This is a genomic window from Kitasatospora brasiliensis, from assembly GCF_032654805.1.
In the GTDB taxonomy this organism is placed as follows: domain Bacteria; phylum Actinomycetota; class Actinomycetes; order Streptomycetales; family Streptomycetaceae; genus Kitasatospora; species Kitasatospora brasiliensis.
Genome location: NZ_JAUOOW010000001.1, coordinates 1,508,207 through 1,526,081, shown reverse-complemented (window position 1 = coordinate 1,526,081; position 17,875 = coordinate 1,508,207). Strand labels below are relative to the sequence as shown.

The 17,875-nt window shown below is 69.6% G+C and carries 21 protein-coding genes and 1 CRISPR repeat array; of the genes, 14 read left to right on the top strand and 7 right to left on the bottom strand.

Annotated elements, in window-relative coordinates:
• Nucleotides 1-6: 6 nt before the first annotated feature.
• Entirely contained in the window at nucleotides 7-774 is a 768-nt protein-coding gene (locus tag QWJ13_RS06980; RefSeq protein ID WP_316521255.1) for a hypothetical protein, read from the bottom strand.
• A gap of 44 nt (nucleotides 775-818) precedes the next feature.
• On the bottom strand, nucleotides 819-1,388 hold the full coding sequence (locus tag QWJ13_RS06975; protein ID WP_316521254.1) for a hypothetical protein: 570 nt from the start codon (nucleotides 1,386-1,388) through the stop codon (nucleotides 819-821).
• A 195-nt stretch (nucleotides 1,389-1,583) separates the two neighbouring features.
• Here QWJ13_RS06975 and QWJ13_RS06970 point away from each other — a divergent pair, with 195 nt between their 5' ends.
• The 5 genes from QWJ13_RS06970 to QWJ13_RS06950 all read left to right on the top strand — a co-directional run bounded on the left by QWJ13_RS06970 (nucleotide 1,584) and on the right by QWJ13_RS06950 (nucleotide 4,841).
• Complete coding sequence (locus tag QWJ13_RS06970; protein ID WP_316521252.1) at nucleotides 1,584-1,811, top strand: hypothetical protein; 228 nt, start codon at nucleotides 1,584-1,586, stop codon at nucleotides 1,809-1,811.
• A gap of 143 nt (nucleotides 1,812-1,954) precedes the next feature.
• The gene (locus tag QWJ13_RS06965; protein ID WP_316521250.1) at nucleotides 1,955-3,043 is read left to right on the top strand and encodes a ParB/RepB/Spo0J family partition protein; all 1,089 of its coding nucleotides are present in this window, start codon (nucleotides 1,955-1,957) and stop codon (nucleotides 3,041-3,043) included.
• Nucleotides 3,044-3,613: 570 nt separating this feature from the next.
• Complete coding sequence (locus QWJ13_RS06960; RefSeq protein ID WP_316521249.1) at nucleotides 3,614-3,874, top strand: hypothetical protein; 261 nt, start codon at nucleotides 3,614-3,616, stop codon at nucleotides 3,872-3,874.
• Nucleotides 3,875-4,236: 362 nt separating this feature from the next.
• Nucleotides 4,237-4,473, top strand: a complete 237-nt coding sequence (locus QWJ13_RS06955; RefSeq protein WP_316521247.1) for a hypothetical protein — start codon at nucleotides 4,237-4,239, stop codon at nucleotides 4,471-4,473.
• A 98-nt stretch (nucleotides 4,474-4,571) separates the two neighbouring features.
• Nucleotides 4,572-4,841, top strand: coding sequence for a hypothetical protein (locus QWJ13_RS06950; protein WP_316521245.1), 270 nt, complete (start codon nucleotides 4,572-4,574; stop codon nucleotides 4,839-4,841).
• A 114-nt stretch (nucleotides 4,842-4,955) separates the two neighbouring features.
• On the opposite strand, the gene QWJ13_RS06945 is transcribed toward QWJ13_RS06950, so the two are convergent.
• Nucleotides 4,956-5,156 carry a hypothetical protein gene (locus tag QWJ13_RS06945; RefSeq protein ID WP_316521243.1) on the bottom strand — a complete coding sequence of 67 codons (201 nt, stop codon included), beginning with the start codon at nucleotides 5,154-5,156 and terminating at the stop codon, nucleotides 4,956-4,958.
• A gap of 463 nt (nucleotides 5,157-5,619) precedes the next feature.
• Between QWJ13_RS06945 and QWJ13_RS06940 the strand changes: the two genes are divergently transcribed.
• The 5 genes from QWJ13_RS06940 (at nucleotide 5,620) to QWJ13_RS06920 (ending at nucleotide 9,939) form a co-directional block, all read left to right on the top strand.
• The gene (locus QWJ13_RS06940; RefSeq protein ID WP_316521241.1) at nucleotides 5,620-6,291 is read left to right on the top strand and encodes a ParB/RepB/Spo0J family partition protein; all 672 of its coding nucleotides are present in this window, start codon (nucleotides 5,620-5,622) and stop codon (nucleotides 6,289-6,291) included.
• Nucleotides 6,284-7,696, top strand: coding sequence for a ParB N-terminal domain-containing protein (locus tag QWJ13_RS06935; RefSeq protein ID WP_316521239.1), 1,413 nt, complete (start codon nucleotides 6,284-6,286; stop codon nucleotides 7,694-7,696). The genes QWJ13_RS06940 and QWJ13_RS06935 overlap by 8 nt, the downstream gene beginning before the upstream one ends.
• Before the next feature lie 69 nt (nucleotides 7,697-7,765).
• Nucleotides 7,766-8,461, top strand: a complete 696-nt coding sequence (locus tag QWJ13_RS06930) for a hypothetical protein (protein WP_316521237.1) — start codon at nucleotides 7,766-7,768, stop codon at nucleotides 8,459-8,461.
• Nucleotides 8,462-8,589: 128 nt separating this feature from the next.
• Nucleotides 8,590-9,186, top strand: a complete 597-nt coding sequence (locus tag QWJ13_RS06925; RefSeq protein ID WP_316521235.1) for a site-specific integrase — start codon at nucleotides 8,590-8,592, stop codon at nucleotides 9,184-9,186.
• Nucleotides 9,187-9,564: 378 nt separating this feature from the next.
• Nucleotides 9,565-9,939, top strand: a complete 375-nt coding sequence (locus QWJ13_RS06920; RefSeq protein ID WP_316521233.1) for a hypothetical protein — start codon at nucleotides 9,565-9,567, stop codon at nucleotides 9,937-9,939.
• Between the two features lie 65 nt (nucleotides 9,940-10,004).
• Nucleotides 10,005-11,009: direct repeats of the CRISPR family, unit length 29 nt; unit sequence CGGTCAGCCCGCGCGTGCCCGGGTCGGAC.
• Nucleotides 11,010-11,110: 101 nt separating this feature from the next.
• Here QWJ13_RS06920 and tnpB read toward each other — a convergent pair.
• The 3 genes from tnpB to QWJ13_RS06905 all read right to left on the bottom strand — a co-directional run bounded on the left by tnpB (nucleotide 11,111) and on the right by QWJ13_RS06905 (nucleotide 14,303).
• Complete coding sequence (tnpB, locus tag QWJ13_RS06915) at nucleotides 11,111-12,610, bottom strand: IS607 family element RNA-guided endonuclease TnpB (protein ID WP_316521232.1); 1,500 nt, start codon at nucleotides 12,608-12,610, stop codon at nucleotides 11,111-11,113.
• Between the two features lie 131 nt (nucleotides 12,611-12,741).
• Nucleotides 12,742-13,815: a hypothetical protein gene (locus QWJ13_RS06910; protein ID WP_316521230.1), complete on the bottom strand. Its 1,074-nt coding sequence runs from the start codon at nucleotides 13,813-13,815 to the stop codon at nucleotides 12,742-12,744.
• A gap of 5 nt (nucleotides 13,816-13,820) precedes the next feature.
• Nucleotides 13,821-14,303 carry a hypothetical protein gene (locus QWJ13_RS06905; RefSeq protein ID WP_316521228.1) on the bottom strand — a complete coding sequence of 161 codons (483 nt, stop codon included), beginning with the start codon at nucleotides 14,301-14,303 and terminating at the stop codon, nucleotides 13,821-13,823.
• Nucleotides 14,304-14,491: 188 nt separating this feature from the next.
• Here QWJ13_RS06905 and QWJ13_RS06900 point away from each other — a divergent pair, with 188 nt between their 5' ends.
• Nucleotides 14,492-14,914: a Ser-Thr-rich GPI-anchored membrane family protein gene (locus QWJ13_RS06900; protein ID WP_316521718.1), complete on the top strand. Its 423-nt coding sequence runs from the start codon at nucleotides 14,492-14,494 to the stop codon at nucleotides 14,912-14,914.
• Between the two features lie 25 nt (nucleotides 14,915-14,939).
• Here the strand turns inward: QWJ13_RS06900 and QWJ13_RS06895 are convergent, their stop codons facing one another.
• Complete coding sequence (locus QWJ13_RS06895) at nucleotides 14,940-15,239, bottom strand: DUF8825 domain-containing protein (RefSeq protein ID WP_316521226.1); 300 nt, start codon at nucleotides 15,237-15,239, stop codon at nucleotides 14,940-14,942.
• A 138-nt stretch (nucleotides 15,240-15,377) separates the two neighbouring features.
• On the opposite strand from QWJ13_RS06895, the gene QWJ13_RS06890 reads away from it, so the two are divergent.
• The 3 genes from QWJ13_RS06890 to QWJ13_RS06880 all read left to right on the top strand — a co-directional run bounded on the left by QWJ13_RS06890 (nucleotide 15,378) and on the right by QWJ13_RS06880 (nucleotide 17,704).
• Nucleotides 15,378-15,644, top strand: a complete 267-nt coding sequence (locus tag QWJ13_RS06890) for a hypothetical protein (RefSeq protein WP_316521224.1) — start codon at nucleotides 15,378-15,380, stop codon at nucleotides 15,642-15,644.
• On the top strand, nucleotides 15,617-16,348 hold the full coding sequence (locus QWJ13_RS06885) for a hypothetical protein (protein WP_316521223.1): 732 nt from the start codon (nucleotides 15,617-15,619) through the stop codon (nucleotides 16,346-16,348). The genes QWJ13_RS06890 and QWJ13_RS06885 overlap by 28 nt, the downstream gene beginning before the upstream one ends.
• A gap of 900 nt (nucleotides 16,349-17,248) precedes the next feature.
• Nucleotides 17,249-17,704 carry a sigma factor-like helix-turn-helix DNA-binding protein gene (locus QWJ13_RS06880; RefSeq protein WP_316521221.1) on the top strand — a complete coding sequence of 152 codons (456 nt, stop codon included), beginning with the start codon at nucleotides 17,249-17,251 and terminating at the stop codon, nucleotides 17,702-17,704.
• The last annotated feature ends 171 nt before the right edge of the window (nucleotides 17,705-17,875 follow it).

Sequence of the window (17,875 nt, the reverse complement as noted above, 5' to 3'; positions counted from 1 at the left end):
GCCCGATCACTGCCGAGTAACGGCAGGCCGCATCGCACTGGCCGCGATGCCCGCGAACAGGCAGATGCCGTACAGCGCCGCGAGCGACGAACTCACCGCGTCCTGCACACCCAGGCTCCACGCGCCGCCCACCATGTGCGTGAGGGCAACGTACGCGGCTTCGGTGGCACCCCACAGTGCGCTGGCAGCGCCACCGGCGGCGAGCAGCGCCTGCCCGACCGCTATGGTCCGGTGGCCACTGCGGGCGTTGTCGATCGCAAGCGGTATGCAGTCCCGCGCGATCATCGCCCCCGCCAGCACCCAGTAGCTGTCGGTGATCATCAGGTAGGTGCCGACACCGCCGTCCTGGGCATCGGCGTTGATGAAAGCGATACCGCTTCGGTCCGCCATCGCGAAAGCGATCGTGGCGGCAACAGTGAAGGCGCCGGCTGTGGCGAACCGAAGTCGTAGCGCGGCCTCGCGAGCTGACGGTGGGTACGTCCATGTCACCAGGAGCACCCGCAAGCTGGTGAGGCAGGCGATCCCGAACAGGTGCGCCAGCAGCATGGACAGATTGTCGACGTGAGTGGCCGCGTTGAGACGGTCGCCAATGGCGGGGATCGCCAGGAGGATCGCGGTCGCGCCCATCGCGCCGGCGACCGAGCGGCTCCACCGTTCCAGGGGTCGGACGGCGCCGTTGATGCGCGTGCCGCGCACTGCTGCCGTGGTGGCGAGACCAGCGGTGGCGATGATCACTAGCAGCGCGACGCCCAACAGTACGGCGGCGATGTTCACGGGGTGCTCGTTTCGGTATGTGCTGCCGCATCCAGCGGCGAGTTCTAGCAGAACAGGAAGAATTCGGTGATTTCCTGGCGGCTCGCCTCGGCGGCCTCGGCGCGGGACAGGCGACGCCCTCGGCGGGTCTTCGCTGTGGCGGTGCCAGTGTTCAGGCCGCGTGCTTCGCGCACGGCGTGGGCGGCCTGGAGAAGCGCGTCGGCTCCGCTCTCACCGAGTTCGGCGACCAGGCGTAGAGCCTCGCGGGCGGCCGGGTGCTCGTAGTAGACCTCCAGAGAGGTCAGGTCGTGATCTCCCGGCATCAGGTACGGAGGTGGGCAGTCGAATGCGTCGGCCAGTCCCAAGAGCGTCTTCAAGGGGGGGTTGACCTTCGTGCCGGAAAGCGTGGCGTGAATCACGGTGTGATCCAGTGTCGGCTTTCCGTTTTTGTCGGCTGTCCGGGATGCAAGATCACGAGTGGTGGGGGGCTTCTCGCCGTCCCCGGTGAGTCTTGCGCGGAGGTACTTGAGCTTGCCTGCGAGGCTCCATAGCCCGTCGGCCTTATCGGCTGGCGTGGTCAATTGGAGCCCCCCTGTTGTTCGCGCCACAAAGGAAATCCTGTTGGCGATCGGCAACAGGTACGGTACATGCCGGTGGCGCCTGGAATCCAAATGATCTTCCTTTGACAGTTTGTTGATCTCGGTGCAAGCTGTGGCCGCCGGTCGCGCCATTCGGCCGGGTCGGCGGCCTGGGGAGCACTAGTGAACGGCGCCGTGGATCGCACGCAGGCTTGCTGTCGAGCCTGCGTGCTGGCATGAGGGGACTTTTCGATGGCGATCAGCTGTGAGGGTGTGCTGCGCGTGCTCGCGGAGCGGCGCCAGGCCGGCTTGACCGTCATGGCCGAGTGTGGCAGTCCCATCTCCGGGCAGGAAGCGGTCAGCGCCCTCATTCTCCTCGCGGATTCCGGGCGAATCGATCTTCGGGATTCCGAGCGGTCGCCGACAGGTGGCTCCGGCGGTATCGAAGGTGACTTCCCCGCCGAGGGTCGCATCGTCTAGGTGTGGGCTTATCCCGGCCCCGGGAAGCCTGGCTGAAACTGCCTCAAATTCTTCTTCGCCAAGATTGCACCCCCACCATGAATGAGTATAGAATTTAAACATGAAGAGGGGGTAGCCCTCCGAAACCTGATGGGAGTTCCACCATGGCGAAGCTGCTCAAGATGGCCCAGATCCACCCGAACCCGAACCAGCCCCGCGAGTACTTCGACGAGGAGAAGATGGCCGAACTCCGGGGCTCCGTGGAGGAGTTCGGGGTCATGGCGCCGATTGAGGTCCGTCGGCGCCCTCAGGGCGGTTACGAGATCGTCATGGGCGAGCGCCGCTACCGCGCCAACAAGGAGGCCGGTAACACGACCATCCGGGCGGAGATCGTCGACACCGCCTCCGACATCAAGGCCTTCCGACGCTCGATGGCGGAGAACCTCGGACGCGCCGACATGACCCCGCTGGAGGAGGCGTCGGGATTCCGGCGAATCCTCGACGAGGACCGGAACGAGGACGGCAGCGAGCTCACCGAGGCGGACGTCGCCAAGGCCTTCGGCAAGACCCCCCGCTTCATTAAGATGCGCCTGCAACTGCTCAGCCTGATCCCCGCCGCCAAGCACCACCTGACCCACGGTCACATCGGAGCCGCCGCCGCGCACCGAATCTCCGAGCTGAAGCCGGAGAACCAGGAGGCCGTCATCAAGAAGTGGGCGAACGGCGGCGACAACGGCAAGCCCATGGACGAGAACGAACTGCTCCACTTCGCCCACCAGGTCCGCGAGCAGGAGCGCCAGCCCGGCATGTTCGACGTCGAGGAACTGACCGAGGACGAGAAGGCCGAGCGAACCGCCGCCCGGCGAGCCACCCGCAACAAGCTGGACCAGATCGAGCGGGTCCGCGAACTCCTGGAGGAGCTCGCCAAGACCCCGATCAAGGACCTGGCCGTGGCCCTGGAGGGCCAGATCGTCGCCCGCCTGGACCAGCTGGAGCGCACCGCCAAGAGCCTTCAGGACGCCAAGTTCCATCTCCGGCAGGCCAAGGCGTGCGCCGACGTCCGCCAGATCGTTGCCTCCAGCGCGGCCGCGGCCCCCACCCTCTCCGAGGCCCCCGACGAGGACGGCAGCGCCGAGCCGGGCGACCCCGACGCCCTGCTTGAGGCCGAGTTCGCCGACATGCTCGCCGAGATCGTCGCCGAGGATGCCGACATCGCCGAGGGCGCCGACGCCCCCGTGCCCGTCGCCGCCTGACCCGGACGACCCGGGCGGCCCCACCAGGGGCCGCCGGTCACGGGCGGGAAGGCCCACCCCGCCGCCTCCGAACCCGCTGTCCGCCGGCACGGGCGGCCCGCGCCCGCTACAAATGACTCGCACCACCCCGCGCACGAAAGGTACGGATCATGACCCGCCCCGACTGGCTCCAGATGCCCGCTGCCGCCTGGTGCGGCACCAGCACACAGGACCGCTGTTCGCTCCCTCGGCCACGACCCGGACAGCGACGCCTTCGGGACGACCCCGTTCGACGGCTGCACGGCGGAGGAGCTGAAGCCAGCCGACCGGCCTTCCACACGCCCATGACTTGTATGGGGACTCATTGATGATACGGTCTGCATGTCGTCGGAACCTGGGGGTCCGGCCCCACCCGGACCCACCCCCGACGCATGCGCCGTGACATCCCTCTCACGGTCCTGGCAGGCGGCACTCCCCCCGCGCCCCACCTGCCAGGAACGGGCAGCTCCCACGAGCACGCCACGAGAGGACCGCCAGCAAGCACGTCACGACCAGGCCCGCCCGACACCCCCCCGTCGGGCGGGCCTGCGCATGCCCAAGGAGCACACCACCGTGCACGACACCTACACCGCCCACGGCGCAGCCGACCCCGAGGCCTACGCCCGGCTGATGCGCGAACGCTACGGACCCCTGTCCGCCCTCCGCGCCGAACAGCACAGGCCATCCCCACCACCCCCGCCGGCAGCCCGGACCCGCCGCCACAGCAGCCGCTGGCCCGACCCCAAGGCCGCCTGGCACCGCGAACAACTCCTCCAAGCCCTCCACTCCCACCAGCAGAGGAACAAGACGTGACCACCACGACCACCCAGCCCGAGCATGCTCAGCCCGAGCGCACCCCGCCCCACCCCGGAGCCATCTGGTGCAAGTCCTGCGACTCCTGGTGCGACCCCGTATCCAGCCTCTGCCGATGCAACAACCGATGACCGCCCACCCGGCCACCCCCGGCCAGGAGCGCGAGGCCTGCCACCCCTTCGACGGGCAGCGGCGCACCCGCGGCCCCGCCGCTACCGGCAACCGGGCCGGGGTCGAAACCCTCGGCCCGGGCCCCGCCCGCCACAACGCCCTCCCCAACCTGCACTACCCGGCCGCCAACACGACCAACAGCCAGCCGCCCGGCCCCGTGTTCTCGAACCACCAGCGGAACGGAGCCCGAAGTGACCGACAACCCCGCCACCACACGCCGGCGGCCCAACGCCAGCACCATTAACGACCTCGAACTCGACCTCCTGTGGCAGCGCGCCGAAGACGCCGAGGCCCGCCTCCAGGCCGTTGCCGCCGACCTCATCACCGCCGGCCACACCGTCTTCGCCGACCGCCTGGACATAGTCCGCCGCCTCTGCGCAGGAGAACTCACCCCCCGAGAAGCCCACGACGAAGACCGCGGTGAGTAGTGTCAGCCCCGAACCACGCCCGGCCGGTCCCGTCACCGTGCCGGGCGAACCTCTGCCCGGCGACACTCGGCACATCTCGAAACGACAAGGTGACCCACGTGACATACCTGCCCGACAAGGTCGGCCCGTTCGAACTCTTCTCGCCCACCGGTGCAGCATCGGGTATCGGCTGGCTCATCCTGCACGGCGACAGCTGGCTGCCCGGCTCGTACGCCAACCGCGACACCGCGCTGCTCGCGATCGGCCTCACCCTCGGCGGTGACGGCGCCGAGCAGCTGGCAGAGCTCTGCGACCAGCACGCCAAGGGCCGCCACATCACCATCGAGGACATCACCAACCACGCAGCCCGCAGCAACGAGAACGACTGAGCCCCCGGACCGCCGATCGCTCCGGCCGACCCCGCCTCGCGGTCTCGTTGAGGAAGGGCCGGGCGGACATCCCAACTGGCAAGGGCTCCACAGAAGGGCGCCCTGGCGGCCCGTCTACTCCCTGCTCAGGAAGAAGGCCGCCGCGGTGATGCACAGAAGAACGGCGGCGACGAAGCCGGCTCCGCCATCCCTCACCGCTGTGGGCCAGGGCGCGCCGCCGGCGCGCGACAGCAGCCCAGCGATGAGGCCCGCGAGCAGGCCGATCAAGAAGATGCATGCGGCAAGAAGCACGCGAGTCAGTGGGGTGCGCTCCACGGTGGACCTCCTCTGGGGAGGCCGAGCCGATCCAGCGCAGGGCAGGCCGGTCCGACCTCCCGCGCAAGCGGACAAGGTGCGAACCGAGATCCCTGCCGGCGCATCGTCTCGATGAACAGGCGTCGGTCGCGCGACCAACGCCCTTACCGCATGGTGGCGAACCACCTGCCCCTGCCGGGGCGCTCACCTCACGAACTGGAGGTAGCCGAGGCAGTCGAGCCACGCGCCGGCGAGGCAAGACCACATAGGCCGCTGAGCGTCCTCGCCCTACATTCTCGGGAGAGGGGGCGCGGTGTTTTCGACCAGACCGCCCGCCAGAAGTGTTGACGAGACAGCCTCTTCACGTCAAACCCCCTGATCAGCGAAGGCAGGGCAGACCCCGGACTTCACCGCTGCCGTAGTAGGTCGTCTAGGCTGTGTCCCGCGTGGGGCGCGGGGAATCGGCCTACGAAGGACCAGTTCCGTGAGCACTCACGAACCCGTTGACCGGATCGTTGACGACCTCCTGCCATTCGCCCACCCGATCGGCGACCTCACCCGCTACCACCTGAACCCGCGGCGCGGCGACGTGAACGCCGTCGCCGAGTCCCTGAAGTGGAACGGCCAGTTCAAGCCGATCGTCGCCAACCGCGGCACCCTGACCGGCCGACGGCACGAGATCCTGGCCGGTAACCACACCTGGGATGCCGTCAAGCAGCGCGGCTGGGACCAGATCGCCGTCACCTGGGTCGACGTGGACGACGACGCCGCAGCGCGCATCGTCATCGTCGACAACCGCACCAGCGACCTGGCCGGGTACGACACCGAACTGCTCGCGGACATCCTGTCCGCACTGCCCGACCTGGACGGCACGGGCTACGACCAGCACGCCCTGGATGACCTCCTCGACTCCATCGAGCTGCCCTCCCAGCTCGCCGCAGAGACCACCGACCGGGAAGGCGAGAAGACCGCCGACGAGCACCTCCAGTGGGGCTTCGTCCAGTGGGGCACCACCCGCGTACAGATCACCAAGGACGAGGTCGAGCGGCTGAACAACGTCCACGACGCGTTCTACACCTTGCGGGGTACGGACACCGGCTTCGCGCACTACCTCCTCGACCAGCACGAGGCGCAGCTGGAGGCCGCTGGTGCCTGAGTTCGTGGAGGCCTACGCGATCGACGGGCTCAAGCCCGCCCCCTACAACCCGCGCCGCCTGTCGGAGGAGGCGTTCGACCGTCTCCAGCAGTCGCTGAAGCTGTTCGGCTGCGTGAAGCCCGTGATCGTCAACGGCAACGGCATTCTCGTGGCAGGCCACCAGCGCACCAAGTCCCTGAAGGCGATCGGCCAGACGCACGCGCCGGCGATTCTCCTCGACGGCCACGTCTCCACCCAGGACGAAGTCCAGTTCAACCTGCTGCACAACTCGATCGAGACGGACGGCTCCAAGGTGCGGGTGCCCGAGGCCGGGCCGCACGCGCACGGCTGGGAATGGATCAAGCCCGAGGACGTCACCGCGGTCTCCCGCTCCAACCCCGCGATCCAGGCCGAGATCCGCCGCCTGGTCACCCGCTACGGCACCTGGGGCTCGGTCGTCGCCGACCACGACGGCCGCGTGATCTTGAACAACGACTACGCCGTGGTCGTGGCCGACTTGAAACTGCCGCTGCTCTGCTACCGGCTGTCCGTGCAGGAAGCCGACGAACTCGCCGTGTGGCTGGACGGCGACTACGGCGTCTACGACTACACCCAGCTCGGCATCCGCGCCTACAACCAGCACTGGTGCCAGATGCACCGCCTGGGCGGCGACGAGGGCGACTCCAACAAGTCCACGACGTACGAGCAGCACGTCCTGCCCGCGCTGCGCCCCGGCCAGCGCGTGATGGACTTCGGCGCCGGTGAGCTGGCGTACATCCAGAGGATCAAGTCGCAGGGCTGGGACGCGCACTGGTACGAGCCGCACGTCAAGGCCGCCGGCAAGCAGAACGCCCTGGATGTGGCCGCCACCGTCAGCCACATCCGCGACCTCCAGCGGGATGTCCCCGAGAACGGCTTGTACGACGTCGTCGTCCTCGACTCGGTCCTGAACTCGGTCACGTCGCTGGACTTCGAGAACGCGGTCGTCGCGACGTGCAACTCGCTGCTCGCCAAAGACGGCACCTTCTACACGGGGACGAGGTCGCTCGGCTCGGTCGCACGTAGGGTCGGGGGCAAGAAGGCTCGCAACAACGGCCGCTACCGGCGCAGCATCGAGTTCCTGGACGAGAACGGCTTCACGGCGACGTTCAGGGCTGGCGTGTGGACGATGCAGCGGTTCCACGACCCGGACTCCCTGTGCGCCCTGATGGGCCGCTACTTCGACGAGGTCGAGATCCGCGGCAACCCGAACGGCGGGAACATCTACGCCGTGTGCCGCAAGCCGAAGGCGTTGCCGGAGGAGGAGCGGCGCGCGGCACTGGAGCTGGAGTTCAACATGGAGTACCCCGGCTCGTACCGGCACAACCGGCACCGCCCGCTGGTGGAGGCCCTGATGCGGGCCTGCCGGGAGCGTGACGACGGTTAGGCAACCACCCTCTGTGAGTATAAAATAGAAACAAAGAGATTTCTTCAACTCACAGACAGGACAACCACGTTGCCGTCCATCACCCTCCTGGTGGGGGAGCGTCGGTACCGATACCTGTGGCTCAAATACGTCACCGGCATCGACCTCAGCCGCCACTGCGCAGTCGCCCTCCACGGCCGCTACAGCCGGCACATCGACGAGACCACCCGCGAGGCCACCGTCGAACTCGACGAGTTCCCCCACGCCCTCGCCTGGTACCTGTGCGGCGTCACCTCCAGCCCCTACCGGTGGGAGGACAACCCCCACCTCGCCCTTGAGCTCGCACCCGGCCACACCCAGGACCTCACGGTGCACGACCTCACCGTGCACCTCGACGGCGTCCGACCCATCGACTTCACCAACGCCGAGGTCCCCGCCGACGACCCCCACGCCGCCGACCACGCCTTCCGGTCCTGCCGCAACTGGCAGTTCGCCCACTACCTCCACAACCGCGGCGTCCCTAACGTCCACGGCGACCGGCCCCGCGTCACCACCCTGCGGCCCGGCAACGGGCAAGGCGAACTCCTCCCGCGACCACCTCGCACCGTGAAGGCCAGAGGCGAGGGCGCCGGCAGCAACGGCGCGTGGCCCGCCCGCCAGGTCGACCAGCACCAGCAGCCCGGCCCCGCCGTACACCAACCGCAACTCGGCGAACTCCAGCAGCCCCTGAACGCCCAGAGGCCCACCGGCTCGATCGCGGAACACCCCCACCCGGCGGACCGGTAGCCCGGCCCTCCGGCCCTGCCTGGGGCAGTCCACCCGACGGGCTGCCCCAGGCGCACTCTCTGCGCCCCGCCGTACCATGGCCCCGCCGCCGTACCACGCCTACCATCGCGTACCCGAAGGACCTGCCGATGTTCACCGCCGCCGAAGCCCAGGCCGCCCGCCGAGAAGCCCGAGAGCGCCGACACCGCACCCGCGAGCGCGCAACCATCACGCCAGGCGAAGTCCCGGCCATCCTCGCCAACGCCACCTCGCCGGGCGACGACCTCCTGATCAAGCTCAGCCTCTACGCTGGGCTTCGCCTCGCGGAGATGGACGAACTGATCGAATCCGACATCACCACTAGAAGCGACCGCCACTACCTCACCGCCGGAGGCAGGGTGGCGATCAGGACCATCGCCCTCCCGCGTATCGTCGGCGCCGCCGTCGAAGCCGTCCGCCCCGGCCTCCAGCCCGGAGACATGCTGGTCCTTCCCCAGCTCGACTTCGAAGGCGCTGCCGCCCGCAGGCTGCGCGCCATCCTCCGTGCAGCCGGAACGACCCACACCACAGCCCACGCCCCGCGCGGGCACCTCTTCGACCTGCTAGGAACCCAGAACGACCTGCCGCCCGCCCACCGCCGGGCCTACCTCGGCGTCCACGGCTCCGATCCCGGCGTGCTTCCGGACGGCTGGAGCGAGCCGATCGCCGACCGCATCGACGAACTCGTCGCCCCGATCGTCGGTTAGCGGTCTAGGGCCCGCCGACCTCGCCCGTCGGCGGGCCCCTTCGGGAAGGCGCGCTCCGCGCGCAGTTGGCTGCGGCCCCGCGGCAGCCGGTGCGCGCCCTGAACGTCGGCGCAGGCTTCGACGGAGGCCCGTCACCCAGGTTGCGGGCAGGTCGATCGGGCTGCGGGTGACCGTGCCGCGCCGCCAGCGGATCTCCTCGGCGCCGACGGTGAGACACAGCGAAGGCAGACGCCGGGCAAGGTGGTGGCCACCACCTGCACGCAGGACACACTCCAAGGGCTCCAGAACAGCCCATGCATGGGGTACATGATGGGGGCCAAGGGCTAGGAACACGATGAACTCGAAGCCGCACTCGCCAAGTTCGAACGGGCAGATGCCGTGTGGCAGGCGGTCAAGGCGGTCCTCGACTCTGCCGCGTCCGACCGCGCGGACGCGATGAAGAGCATCGTCGACCTTGGCGGCCAGACTGTCGCGGCACCGCTGCTCAACCTCGACCAGAGCACCATCAGCCGCACCCTCGGTCGCCCTCGCGAGCTGCGGAGGATCCCTCTTCCTCCCGAGGTGCTGGACCTGATCATGCAGGGCGCCAGGGAGCACCAGGTCCGAGACCTCACCTTCGGAGACGCGGGCGCGTTGGCATTGCCGGTCCGCACCGGCTGGCTGAAGGCCCTCGAAGCACGTGGGCGAAACGATCAACCGAAGACGGAGAAGAAGGTCAAGAAGGGGAAGAACGGGAAGGGCGGGGGCAAGTAGCAGGAGAACATGCGCCGTGCGCCCGGGTCGCACCTGGTGGAGTACCACTGGATGAACACGGCGATCGGCCAGCCCTCGCGTGCCCGGGGCGCACTCACGGCAGGCTCTACGAGCCATGCACGACTACGGTCAGCCCGCGCGTGCCCGGGTCGGACCCGGTGGCCGGGTCGAGGCGCACCCCCATCCGCGGTCAGCCCGCGCGTGCCCGGGTCGGACCCGGTGGCCGGGTCGAGGCGCACCCCCATCCGCGGTCAGCCCGCGCGTGCCCGGGTCGGACGCCTGGGGCAAGCTCCGAAACGTACAGGAGACCGGTCAGCCCGCGCGTGCCCGGGTCGGACTGCCGACGCTCGTCCTGCTGGGTCTGATCGCGCGGTCAGCCCGCGCGTGCCCGGGTCGGACGCGGCCGCGCGCCGGTCGGAGACTTCCTCCGCCGGTCAGCCCGCGCGTGCCCGGGTCGGACTGGATCTCCGCCAGCTCGTCCTTGTGCTGCTGCGGTCAGCCCGCGCGTGCCCGGGTCGGACCATTTTGTGGACGTGATGATCCCCTTCTCCGCCGGTCAGCCCGCGCGTGCCCGGGTCGGACGCCCGGCCGAACCGATCCGTTGACGAGCGAGTCGGTCAGCCCGCGCGTGCCCGGGTCGGACATGCCATCAGCCGCACCCCCGGAATAGTTCAGCGGTCAGCCCGCGCGTGCCCGGGTCGGACCCTCGCCACCGACGCCGAGACGGAAGCCGGAGCGGTCAGCCCGCGCGTGCCCGGGTCGGACCCTCGGCCTGGCCGGCGTGAAGATGTACGCCGCGGTCAGCCCGCGCGTGCCCGGGTCGGACCCAACAACTCCACACTAGCGGAAGTTATATAACGGTCAGCCCGCGCGTGCCCGGGTCGGACCTAGTGACCGGGCCGTTCACCAGTGTTCTCGACGGTCAGCCCGCGCGTGCCCGGGTCGGACTGGGTCATCTCCAGGGAGTACAGCAGGGTGGGCGGTCAGCCCGCGCGTGCCCGGGTCGGACTCGTCGTACCCGAGGCCGCGAAGCTTCTGCAGCGGTCAGCCCGCGCGTGCCCGGGTCGGACCCTTCGTGAGCTGGGCTTCTATGTGGGCTTTGCGCTTTCTTTGCTCTCTGTGGAGTTGTGGCCCGAGCGATGGTCGGGTGGGTGTGTGGGCTGTCGGGGGATTACTCCCGCCGAGGTGACCCGCCGTCTGGTGGCGGTGGGCCTTCCCGCGTCTGCCTTCCGGCGCGTCCGTGCCTGCCCTCGCGGGCGGGGCTTACCGGGCTTCTACGGGCTTTTACGTCCCCCTCTACCAGAGGGACGGCGTGCCGGGCGATGTTGATGGCCGCGTTGAGGTCGCGGTCGATCGTCAGGCCGCAGTTGGTGCAGTGGTACTCCCGTTCGGCCAGGGGCAGTGTGGGTTTGACTGTCCCGCAGGCCGAGCAGGTCTTGCTGGATGGGAGCCAGCGGTCGGCGACCGCGAGGCTGGAGCCGTACCAGGAAGTCTTGTAGGTGAGCTGGCGGCGGAGTTCGCCGGGGGAGGCGTCGAGGATGGCCCGGTTGAGGCCTGCTTTCTGTCGGACGCGGCGGCCGGGCTTCTCGACGGTGCCCTTCGCAGAGGCGCTCATGCCGGTGACGTTGAGGTCTTCGACGGCGACGGTGGCGAAGCGGCAGGCCAGCTGCTTGGTGAGCTGGTGGATGGTGGTGGCGCGGCGTGTGGCGATGCGGTGCTGGATGACGCCGACGCGGCGGGCGGCCCGGGTGCGGCGGTTGGAGCCGCGCTGGGTGCGGGACAGGGCACGCTGAGCCTTGGCGAGTTGGCGGGTCGCGGCGTTGAGGTGGCGGGGGTTGTCGACGTGGACGCTCGCCGGGTTCGTCGGGTCGAGGGGTTGGGAGAGCGTGGCGAGGTGGGAGGTTCCCCAGTCGACGCCGACAGTGCCGTGCTCGGTCTGGGCCCGGGTGGGCTTGTCGGGGATGTCGCGGGTGACCTTGACGAGGACGCTGGCGTACCAGCGGTTGCCGCCGCGGGAGACGGTGACGGATTGGACGATCGCCTGGCCCTTGGCGATGAGGCGGGACAGGCGCTTCGTGGAGTCGTGGATGCGCACCGAGCCGAGGCGGGGCATGATCAGCCGCCGGTAGCCGTCGGGGCGGATCGTGGGCTTCTTCACGTCGTGGTGGAGCCGGAAGGAGTCCCGGGCGCGGCCCTTCTTCTTGAACCTTGGGTAGCCGACGGCGCGGCCGGCGCGGCGGCCGGTGAGGGAGTCGAACCAGTTCTTGAAGGCGGCGTCGGCGTCGTAGAACGCGGACTGGAACGCGTAGGTGGACACCTCGTGCCACCACGGGCACGGCAGGAACGGGCCATGGAAGCCGTCCGGGTGCTCGCCGTCGAGCCGAGAATCGCCCTTGACCTGATTCAAGTGCTTCTTGATTGTGGCCTGCCCCGGGATGCGGACGCTGGCGCTGGCCTTCTTCCGGGCGTCGCGCTCACTCAGCCCGCCTTCGGTGAGGGCGTCGACCCGGGTACGCCACTCGCGGTGCGCGGCGATCTTCCGGGCCAGGGCCCAGTTGAAGGCCCACCGGGCGGCACCGGCGTGCCGGTTCAGGTCCGCCTCCTGAGCGGGGGTGGGATCGAGGGCGAACTTGAAGGCCTGCAAAGTCTCCTGCAACAAGGCGTAGTTCACCCCTTCTCCGTGGCTGTTCGGCAACGCGTGGTGAGACCCTAGCGCCCCCCACCGACAACCTGGGCCGGGTTGTGGATTCGCCGCTGAAAGATGTTGGGGCGTGGAAGAGTTGGCCGCCCCGGGATCGCCGGTCAAGGGGACTGGGCGGCTTCCGGCCCGGTCGCCGAGGTGTCGGGCGACGCCGGGTCGGTACTGCTGCGGAAGGCGTCCAGGGCGTCGGAGCGGTCACCGAAGGGGCGCAGCGACTGGCGGGTCACCGCGGTCCACATCCTTCGTTCGTCTTCGACGCTAGTGGGCAGGGCCAGGCCGAGGGCGTCGGCGAGGGGCTTGCGTCCGGTGTTGACGAGTGCCCGGACGGAGGACGCCCAACCGTCGGTGGCCGCTACCGCGCACCGGTACCAGACCGGCGTGAGGAGCAGCGCCACGAGCGCGGTGACGAGCAGCGGCGCGACGCGGGCGGCGGCCGCGGTGAGGGCGGCGAGCGCGGTGGCGGCGACGAGGAGGTGGCCGTACAGCAGGGCGATGAAGAAATCGACGTGGGTGTTCGCTGCCTCGATCTGCCGGCGGACCGGGTCGGGCGCGACGGCGGTCAGCTCGTCCCACAGCACTTGGGTGTCGAGGCGGAACCGGTCGTGGCCGTACTCCTCGAAGCGGCGGATGGCGTTGCCGAGCCGGGTCGGGGTGATCTGCCGGTCGTCGACGGGGTAGCGGCGCAGCTGCTCGCCGAGGAGGGCCCGCTGGACCCGGCCGCGACGTTCGTCGGCGCCGCGGTGGCGCTGGAGGTCGGGGTCGGCACGCAGCGCGGCGAGCCGGTCGGTCTCGGCCTCGGTGAGGGGCTCGCCGTCGCGATCCCGGTTGGCCAAGAGGATCAGGCTGCGCCGCTTCTTGAGCAGGTGCTTCGCGTGAATGTGGTGGGCGCAGCGGCGCGCGGTGAGCCAGCTCGGCCACAGCAGGTAGCCCTCCAGGAGCCGGTAGAGCGGGGTCCTGAGCGCGAAGAGAACCAGGCCGAGCACGACAGCGCCGGTCAGGAGGAGCAGTGAGGTGCTCGGCAGGCCGGCGGGTACGGTCCCGGCGGCGAGCCGGGTCGTGCGTACGGTCGGCCAGACGGCGACAAGGAAGACGCCGAGGTTGACGGCGGTGGGCAGGATCCAGCCGACCAGCAGCGCCCAGGCCCCGCTGAACGCGCCCTTGGCGATGTCTCCCACCGCGGCTAGTCGTCTTCCTCGTCGTCCTCGAACGGCGGGCCGGGTGGCCCGCCGACGGCAGGCTCGCCTCTGCCGGTTCTCAACTCAATGGGGGGGCGGCGGGCAGAGGAAGGGGTGATTCTGACGCCGCCAGAGCCGACCGCGCTCTCGTTGTGGACTGTGGCCGTCTGACCGTAGGAGGGGGGCAGGCGAGCAACGATCCTCTGAAGACGTACGATCTGCAGGGGATCGCCGCGGAGGGCCCGGCGTAGAAGGGCCTCGAAGATCGTGCAGTCCGTCTCGGTCAACTCCCCCTGACCGTTAACGAGTTCGTTCACCACCTCCAGCCCCATCGGACGGTCCGCGAAGGTTCTTTCCAGCGCCTCGTAGAGATCGAGCAGGACGGCTTCGAGGGGGTCGTCCGGATGCGCATCAGCCTGGCGCTTGCGCTCTCCCCAGGCGCGCAGGACCCCCGCCACGTTGTGGGCCAGTGTGACGATCTCTTCCACTGCGTCGTCCCCCCGTTCCGCTGTTGCCCGGACGCACCGTACCGCGGTGCTGTTGGTAGCGGTGTGTGATCAGGGGAAAGCGCGACCATCGCGGCCCCGGGTCGTGGCCTGATGCCTCGATTGCCCGTTTGGATGATGATTCACCGGTTCGAGATACATACGGCGATTTGTTGACGTTCAATGAAGGCATGACCCATGGCGTCCCTGGGGGCCTGTGGCGCCTCGGCGTGGTGGCCCTGTCCGTGGCCGGCCTGACTGGCCGTTCGCAGTCCCCGACCCGGCCCTCCTTCTCGCAGCCGCGGGCAGGCGGGCTTGTCGTGAGAGGCGAGCCCTATCTGATCACCTGGGTTCGCGGCACGAGAGCCCATCACGTGTTGAAGCTGTTCACCGGCGACGAGACCGCGCTGTTCGCGGTGCAGACCGTCAACGACACCGTCGACGGGGCATCCGGCCAGTTCGTGTGGCTGGTCCCGCCGGACCTCCAGCCCGGTCGGTACGCCCTCGGGCTCGGGCCGAGACCGGCGGCCGGGACCAGCGGCCTGTTCGAGGTAGTGGCCAGCTTCGGCACGGTGCCCCCCGCGCGACCGGGACCGCTCGTCCTCGCAGGCTGAGGCCGACCGGCCCGGCTATCGCCCTTCAGGCGGAGGCGTCATCGATGTGGCTGAGCTGTTGGCGGGCGCTCACCTGGTCCTCGCCGGTCAAGGACGCCCAGAACGGATCGGCCCACACGGTGTGGGCGGCTTGCCGTTCGGCTTCTGCGAGCCGTGCCGACTGCGCCATCTGCTCCTCGCCGAGGCCCTGCTTCACGGCGGCCAGGTCGCCGTCCCAGCGGGGCAGCGAGGCCAAGAAGGCCTGACGCTCCTGCCGGGCAGCGGCCAGTGCCCTCTGCGCGCTTCTCAGCTGGTCGGTGAATTCGAACGTCTTCTGCTTGCCCACGACAGAATCGTACGGGCGCCCGACCTGTGGCTGCGTTACGCCTCTCCGTCGCCTTGCAAGATCGGCTTCTCCATCAGGGTGCGCTCGGATGGCCTACGTCCGGCAGTGAGCCGGGGGCGGGGGGGGATGCTCGACTTCATGGGATCGATCGTCGTCCTGTTCGAGATGGAGCCGGGCGAGGCGCTGAGGCCGGACAGCTTGGGGCCGCCCGTGCTGGCAGTGCACGCCGCTGGCGCGGACCCCGACGTCCCGGAGGACCCCCTGCCGAAGACGTTGTGCGGCCTGGACACCGGCCTGATGGACCACGCCAACTACCGGCCGGCGCGCCCGGGAGATCCCTGGTACCCGCCCGGCCTGGCCGAAGTCCGGTGCCGGGAGTGCGAACGGGCACTGCGGTCCTCGTGAACGCCGCCCGGCCCGGCAAGGCCCCCGCCCAGCCCGAGCCGGGGAGCTTCGACACGGTGGCCGACGCGCTGTTCGCCCGGCCGCCGTCCGAGTTCACCAAGGCCCGGAACGAGGCTGCCGCCCGCGCCCGGGCGGCGGGCGAGCGGGCGCTCGCGGCCAGCATCAGGGCCCTGCACCGTCCCACCATCGCGGCCTTCGCCCACGCACACCCCGAGCAGGTCGGGCAGTTGCTGGACCTGGGCCAGGCGCTGCGCACCGCGCAGGAGGAGCTTGCCGGGCCGGTGCTGCGCGAACTGTCCGCGCAGCGGCACCGGCTGGTGGCCGCGCTCACCGCCCAGGCACGAGCCTCGGCCGCCGAGGCGGGCGTGCGGCTCGGCGAGGCACAGCTGCGGGAGGTCGAGCAGACGCTGCGGGCCGCGCTGGCGGCGGTCGAGGTGGCTGCGGGGCGGTTGTCCGCCTCGATCGAGGAGCCCGCTGTCCTGCCCACCGGGACCGGGCACGGTCCATTGGAGGAGGCCAGCGGGAAGCCGCCCGGCAGGAAGCCCAGAGGTGGGTGGCCGAGGCCCGGGCGGAGCTGGAGGCGGCAGAGCGGCGCCACTGCGAGGCCGCGCACCGGCGCGACCGGCTCACGGCTCAGGTCGAGGACTTGGCCGCCCGCCGAGACCAGGCCGACGCCGCCGTCGAGCGCGCTCAGGCGGCCCTGAGCCGGGCCCGGGAGCAAGCCGAGGCCGCAGCCGCCGTGCTGGCCGAGCGCCGGCCTGACCTCGATCGCGCCACAGCCGAGGCCGGCTGCGCTCACGCGGATGCCGCGCGGGCCCGTGGGCGGTACGAGGCGGTGCAGCGGGCCGCAGAGCGGAAGGAGGGGGAACGGTGATGGCCGTAGAAGGGGGTGGTTACCTTCGGGCTGTCGCTGCCGGTGCCTCTCGTGAAGGCCAGACGCGAGGAGCCGATCAAAGTTCTCCGGCGGTGCATATACGGAATGGGTGGGTCCGGAATTTCGGATGCGGGGAGAATGTGATCGGGAAGTGGTGCAGAATGCGGTTTTCTGGATGGTTCGAGCGAACTTGGGTTCGAACTGATGGGGTCGGTGAAGCGGAAATTGCGGGGTTCGGCCTCAAGCGGCTTGTGGGCCGGAACTGCCGGTAGGTTGAGCTTGTGCCGGTCACCCGGTACCGGCCCCGGGCGCGGTAACGCCCCACCGTGCCCGGGGCCGAACATGGAACCGATCAAGAACAAAGAGATGAAGGTATGCTCGACCGATTCCTCGGAGCGCGGCAGCGAATTTTCCCGCGCCCCGATTCCGCCCAAGCTAGCAGCGATTTCCCGCATGGTTGGGCCTTGTGCTCGTTCGGGGTAATCGATGTCGTCGGACGTTTAAGTGGCGTACTCGCGGTCCCGCTCATCGTGTGGGTTGCGTTGGGCGAAGGCCCGATCGCGGCTTCCCGTGCGGCGCTTCTCATGGGCCTGCTCCATTCCACCAGGGAGATCGTGGTCCGCGTTCGGCGAGTGCGGATGGTCTGACCACCGAGGGCGGTTCTCCCCGGCCGGGGGAGGGCCGCCCTGACTGTTGTGCGGGTCGGAGTCGAGGAACGGCAGGAGGAGGCATGCGCTCGTACTTGCGAGGTCGCCCCTCGGGGGGCCTCTTGGAAGCGGCAGCGCGGAGCAGGGCGCGTAGCGGCTTCGAGGGATTCGTCGAGCTGCACAGGGCGCAATACGGCATGTACGCGCGGGCGCGACTGCAGGCCGCGGGGCCTGCGGCCGAGGTGGTGGCATGGACCTTCGGCTACGTCGAAGCCGGCTGGGACGAGGTGCTGGGGGGCCCTGAACCGACCGCGGTGTGCTGGAGTCTGTTGCGGGGCGCCGTTTCGCGGCGCACCGAGGTGGGCCGTCCTGCGGCGGACTGGCTGCATGAGGTGCTTCCGGCGGCTGCTGCCGACGTGGTTCTCCTGCGTTACCGACTGGGGCTCGATCTTCCGGCCGCTGCGCGGCTGATGGGGGTCAGCGTGGGGGTTGTGGAAGTGGAACTGCGCGCTGCACTTCGAATCCTTGCGCGCGCATGACACTCAATGTCGAGATGTCGCATGGTAGTTAAACTATCGCCTGGCGAAGCTGGGTGGCGTGCGACCTGCGTAAATACGCCCCTGTCCGCCGGGGTGCGCTACCCGGTGCTTCGGCTGCCCGCTCGGCCTCGTGGTGTAACTGTCTGTTCGTGCTTACGATTAGTCCCCAAC

What these genes read in the sequence shown, in the direction of transcription:
- QWJ13_RS06970 (WP_316521252.1), top strand. Translation starts at nt 1,584, where the DNA reads ATGGCGATCAGCTGTGAGGGTGTGCTGCGCGTGCTCGCGGAGCGGCGC.
- QWJ13_RS06965 (WP_316521250.1), top strand. Translation starts at nt 1,955, where the DNA reads ATGGCGAAGCTGCTCAAGATGGCCCAGATCCACCCGAACCCGAACCAG.
- QWJ13_RS06960 (WP_316521249.1), top strand. Translation starts at nt 3,614, where the DNA reads ATGCCCAAGGAGCACACCACCGTGCACGACACCTACACCGCCCACGGC.
- QWJ13_RS06925 (WP_316521235.1), top strand. Translation starts at nt 8,590, where the DNA reads ATGTTCACCGCCGCCGAAGCCCAGGCCGCCCGCCGAGAAGCCCGAGAG.
- QWJ13_RS06900 (WP_316521718.1), top strand. Translation starts at nt 14,492, where the DNA reads ATGACCCATGGCGTCCCTGGGGGCCTGTGGCGCCTCGGCGTGGTGGCC.
- QWJ13_RS06890 (WP_316521224.1), top strand. Translation starts at nt 15,378, where the DNA reads ATGGGATCGATCGTCGTCCTGTTCGAGATGGAGCCGGGCGAGGCGCTG.
- QWJ13_RS06880 (WP_316521221.1), top strand. Translation starts at nt 17,249, where the DNA reads ATGCGCTCGTACTTGCGAGGTCGCCCCTCGGGGGGCCTCTTGGAAGCG.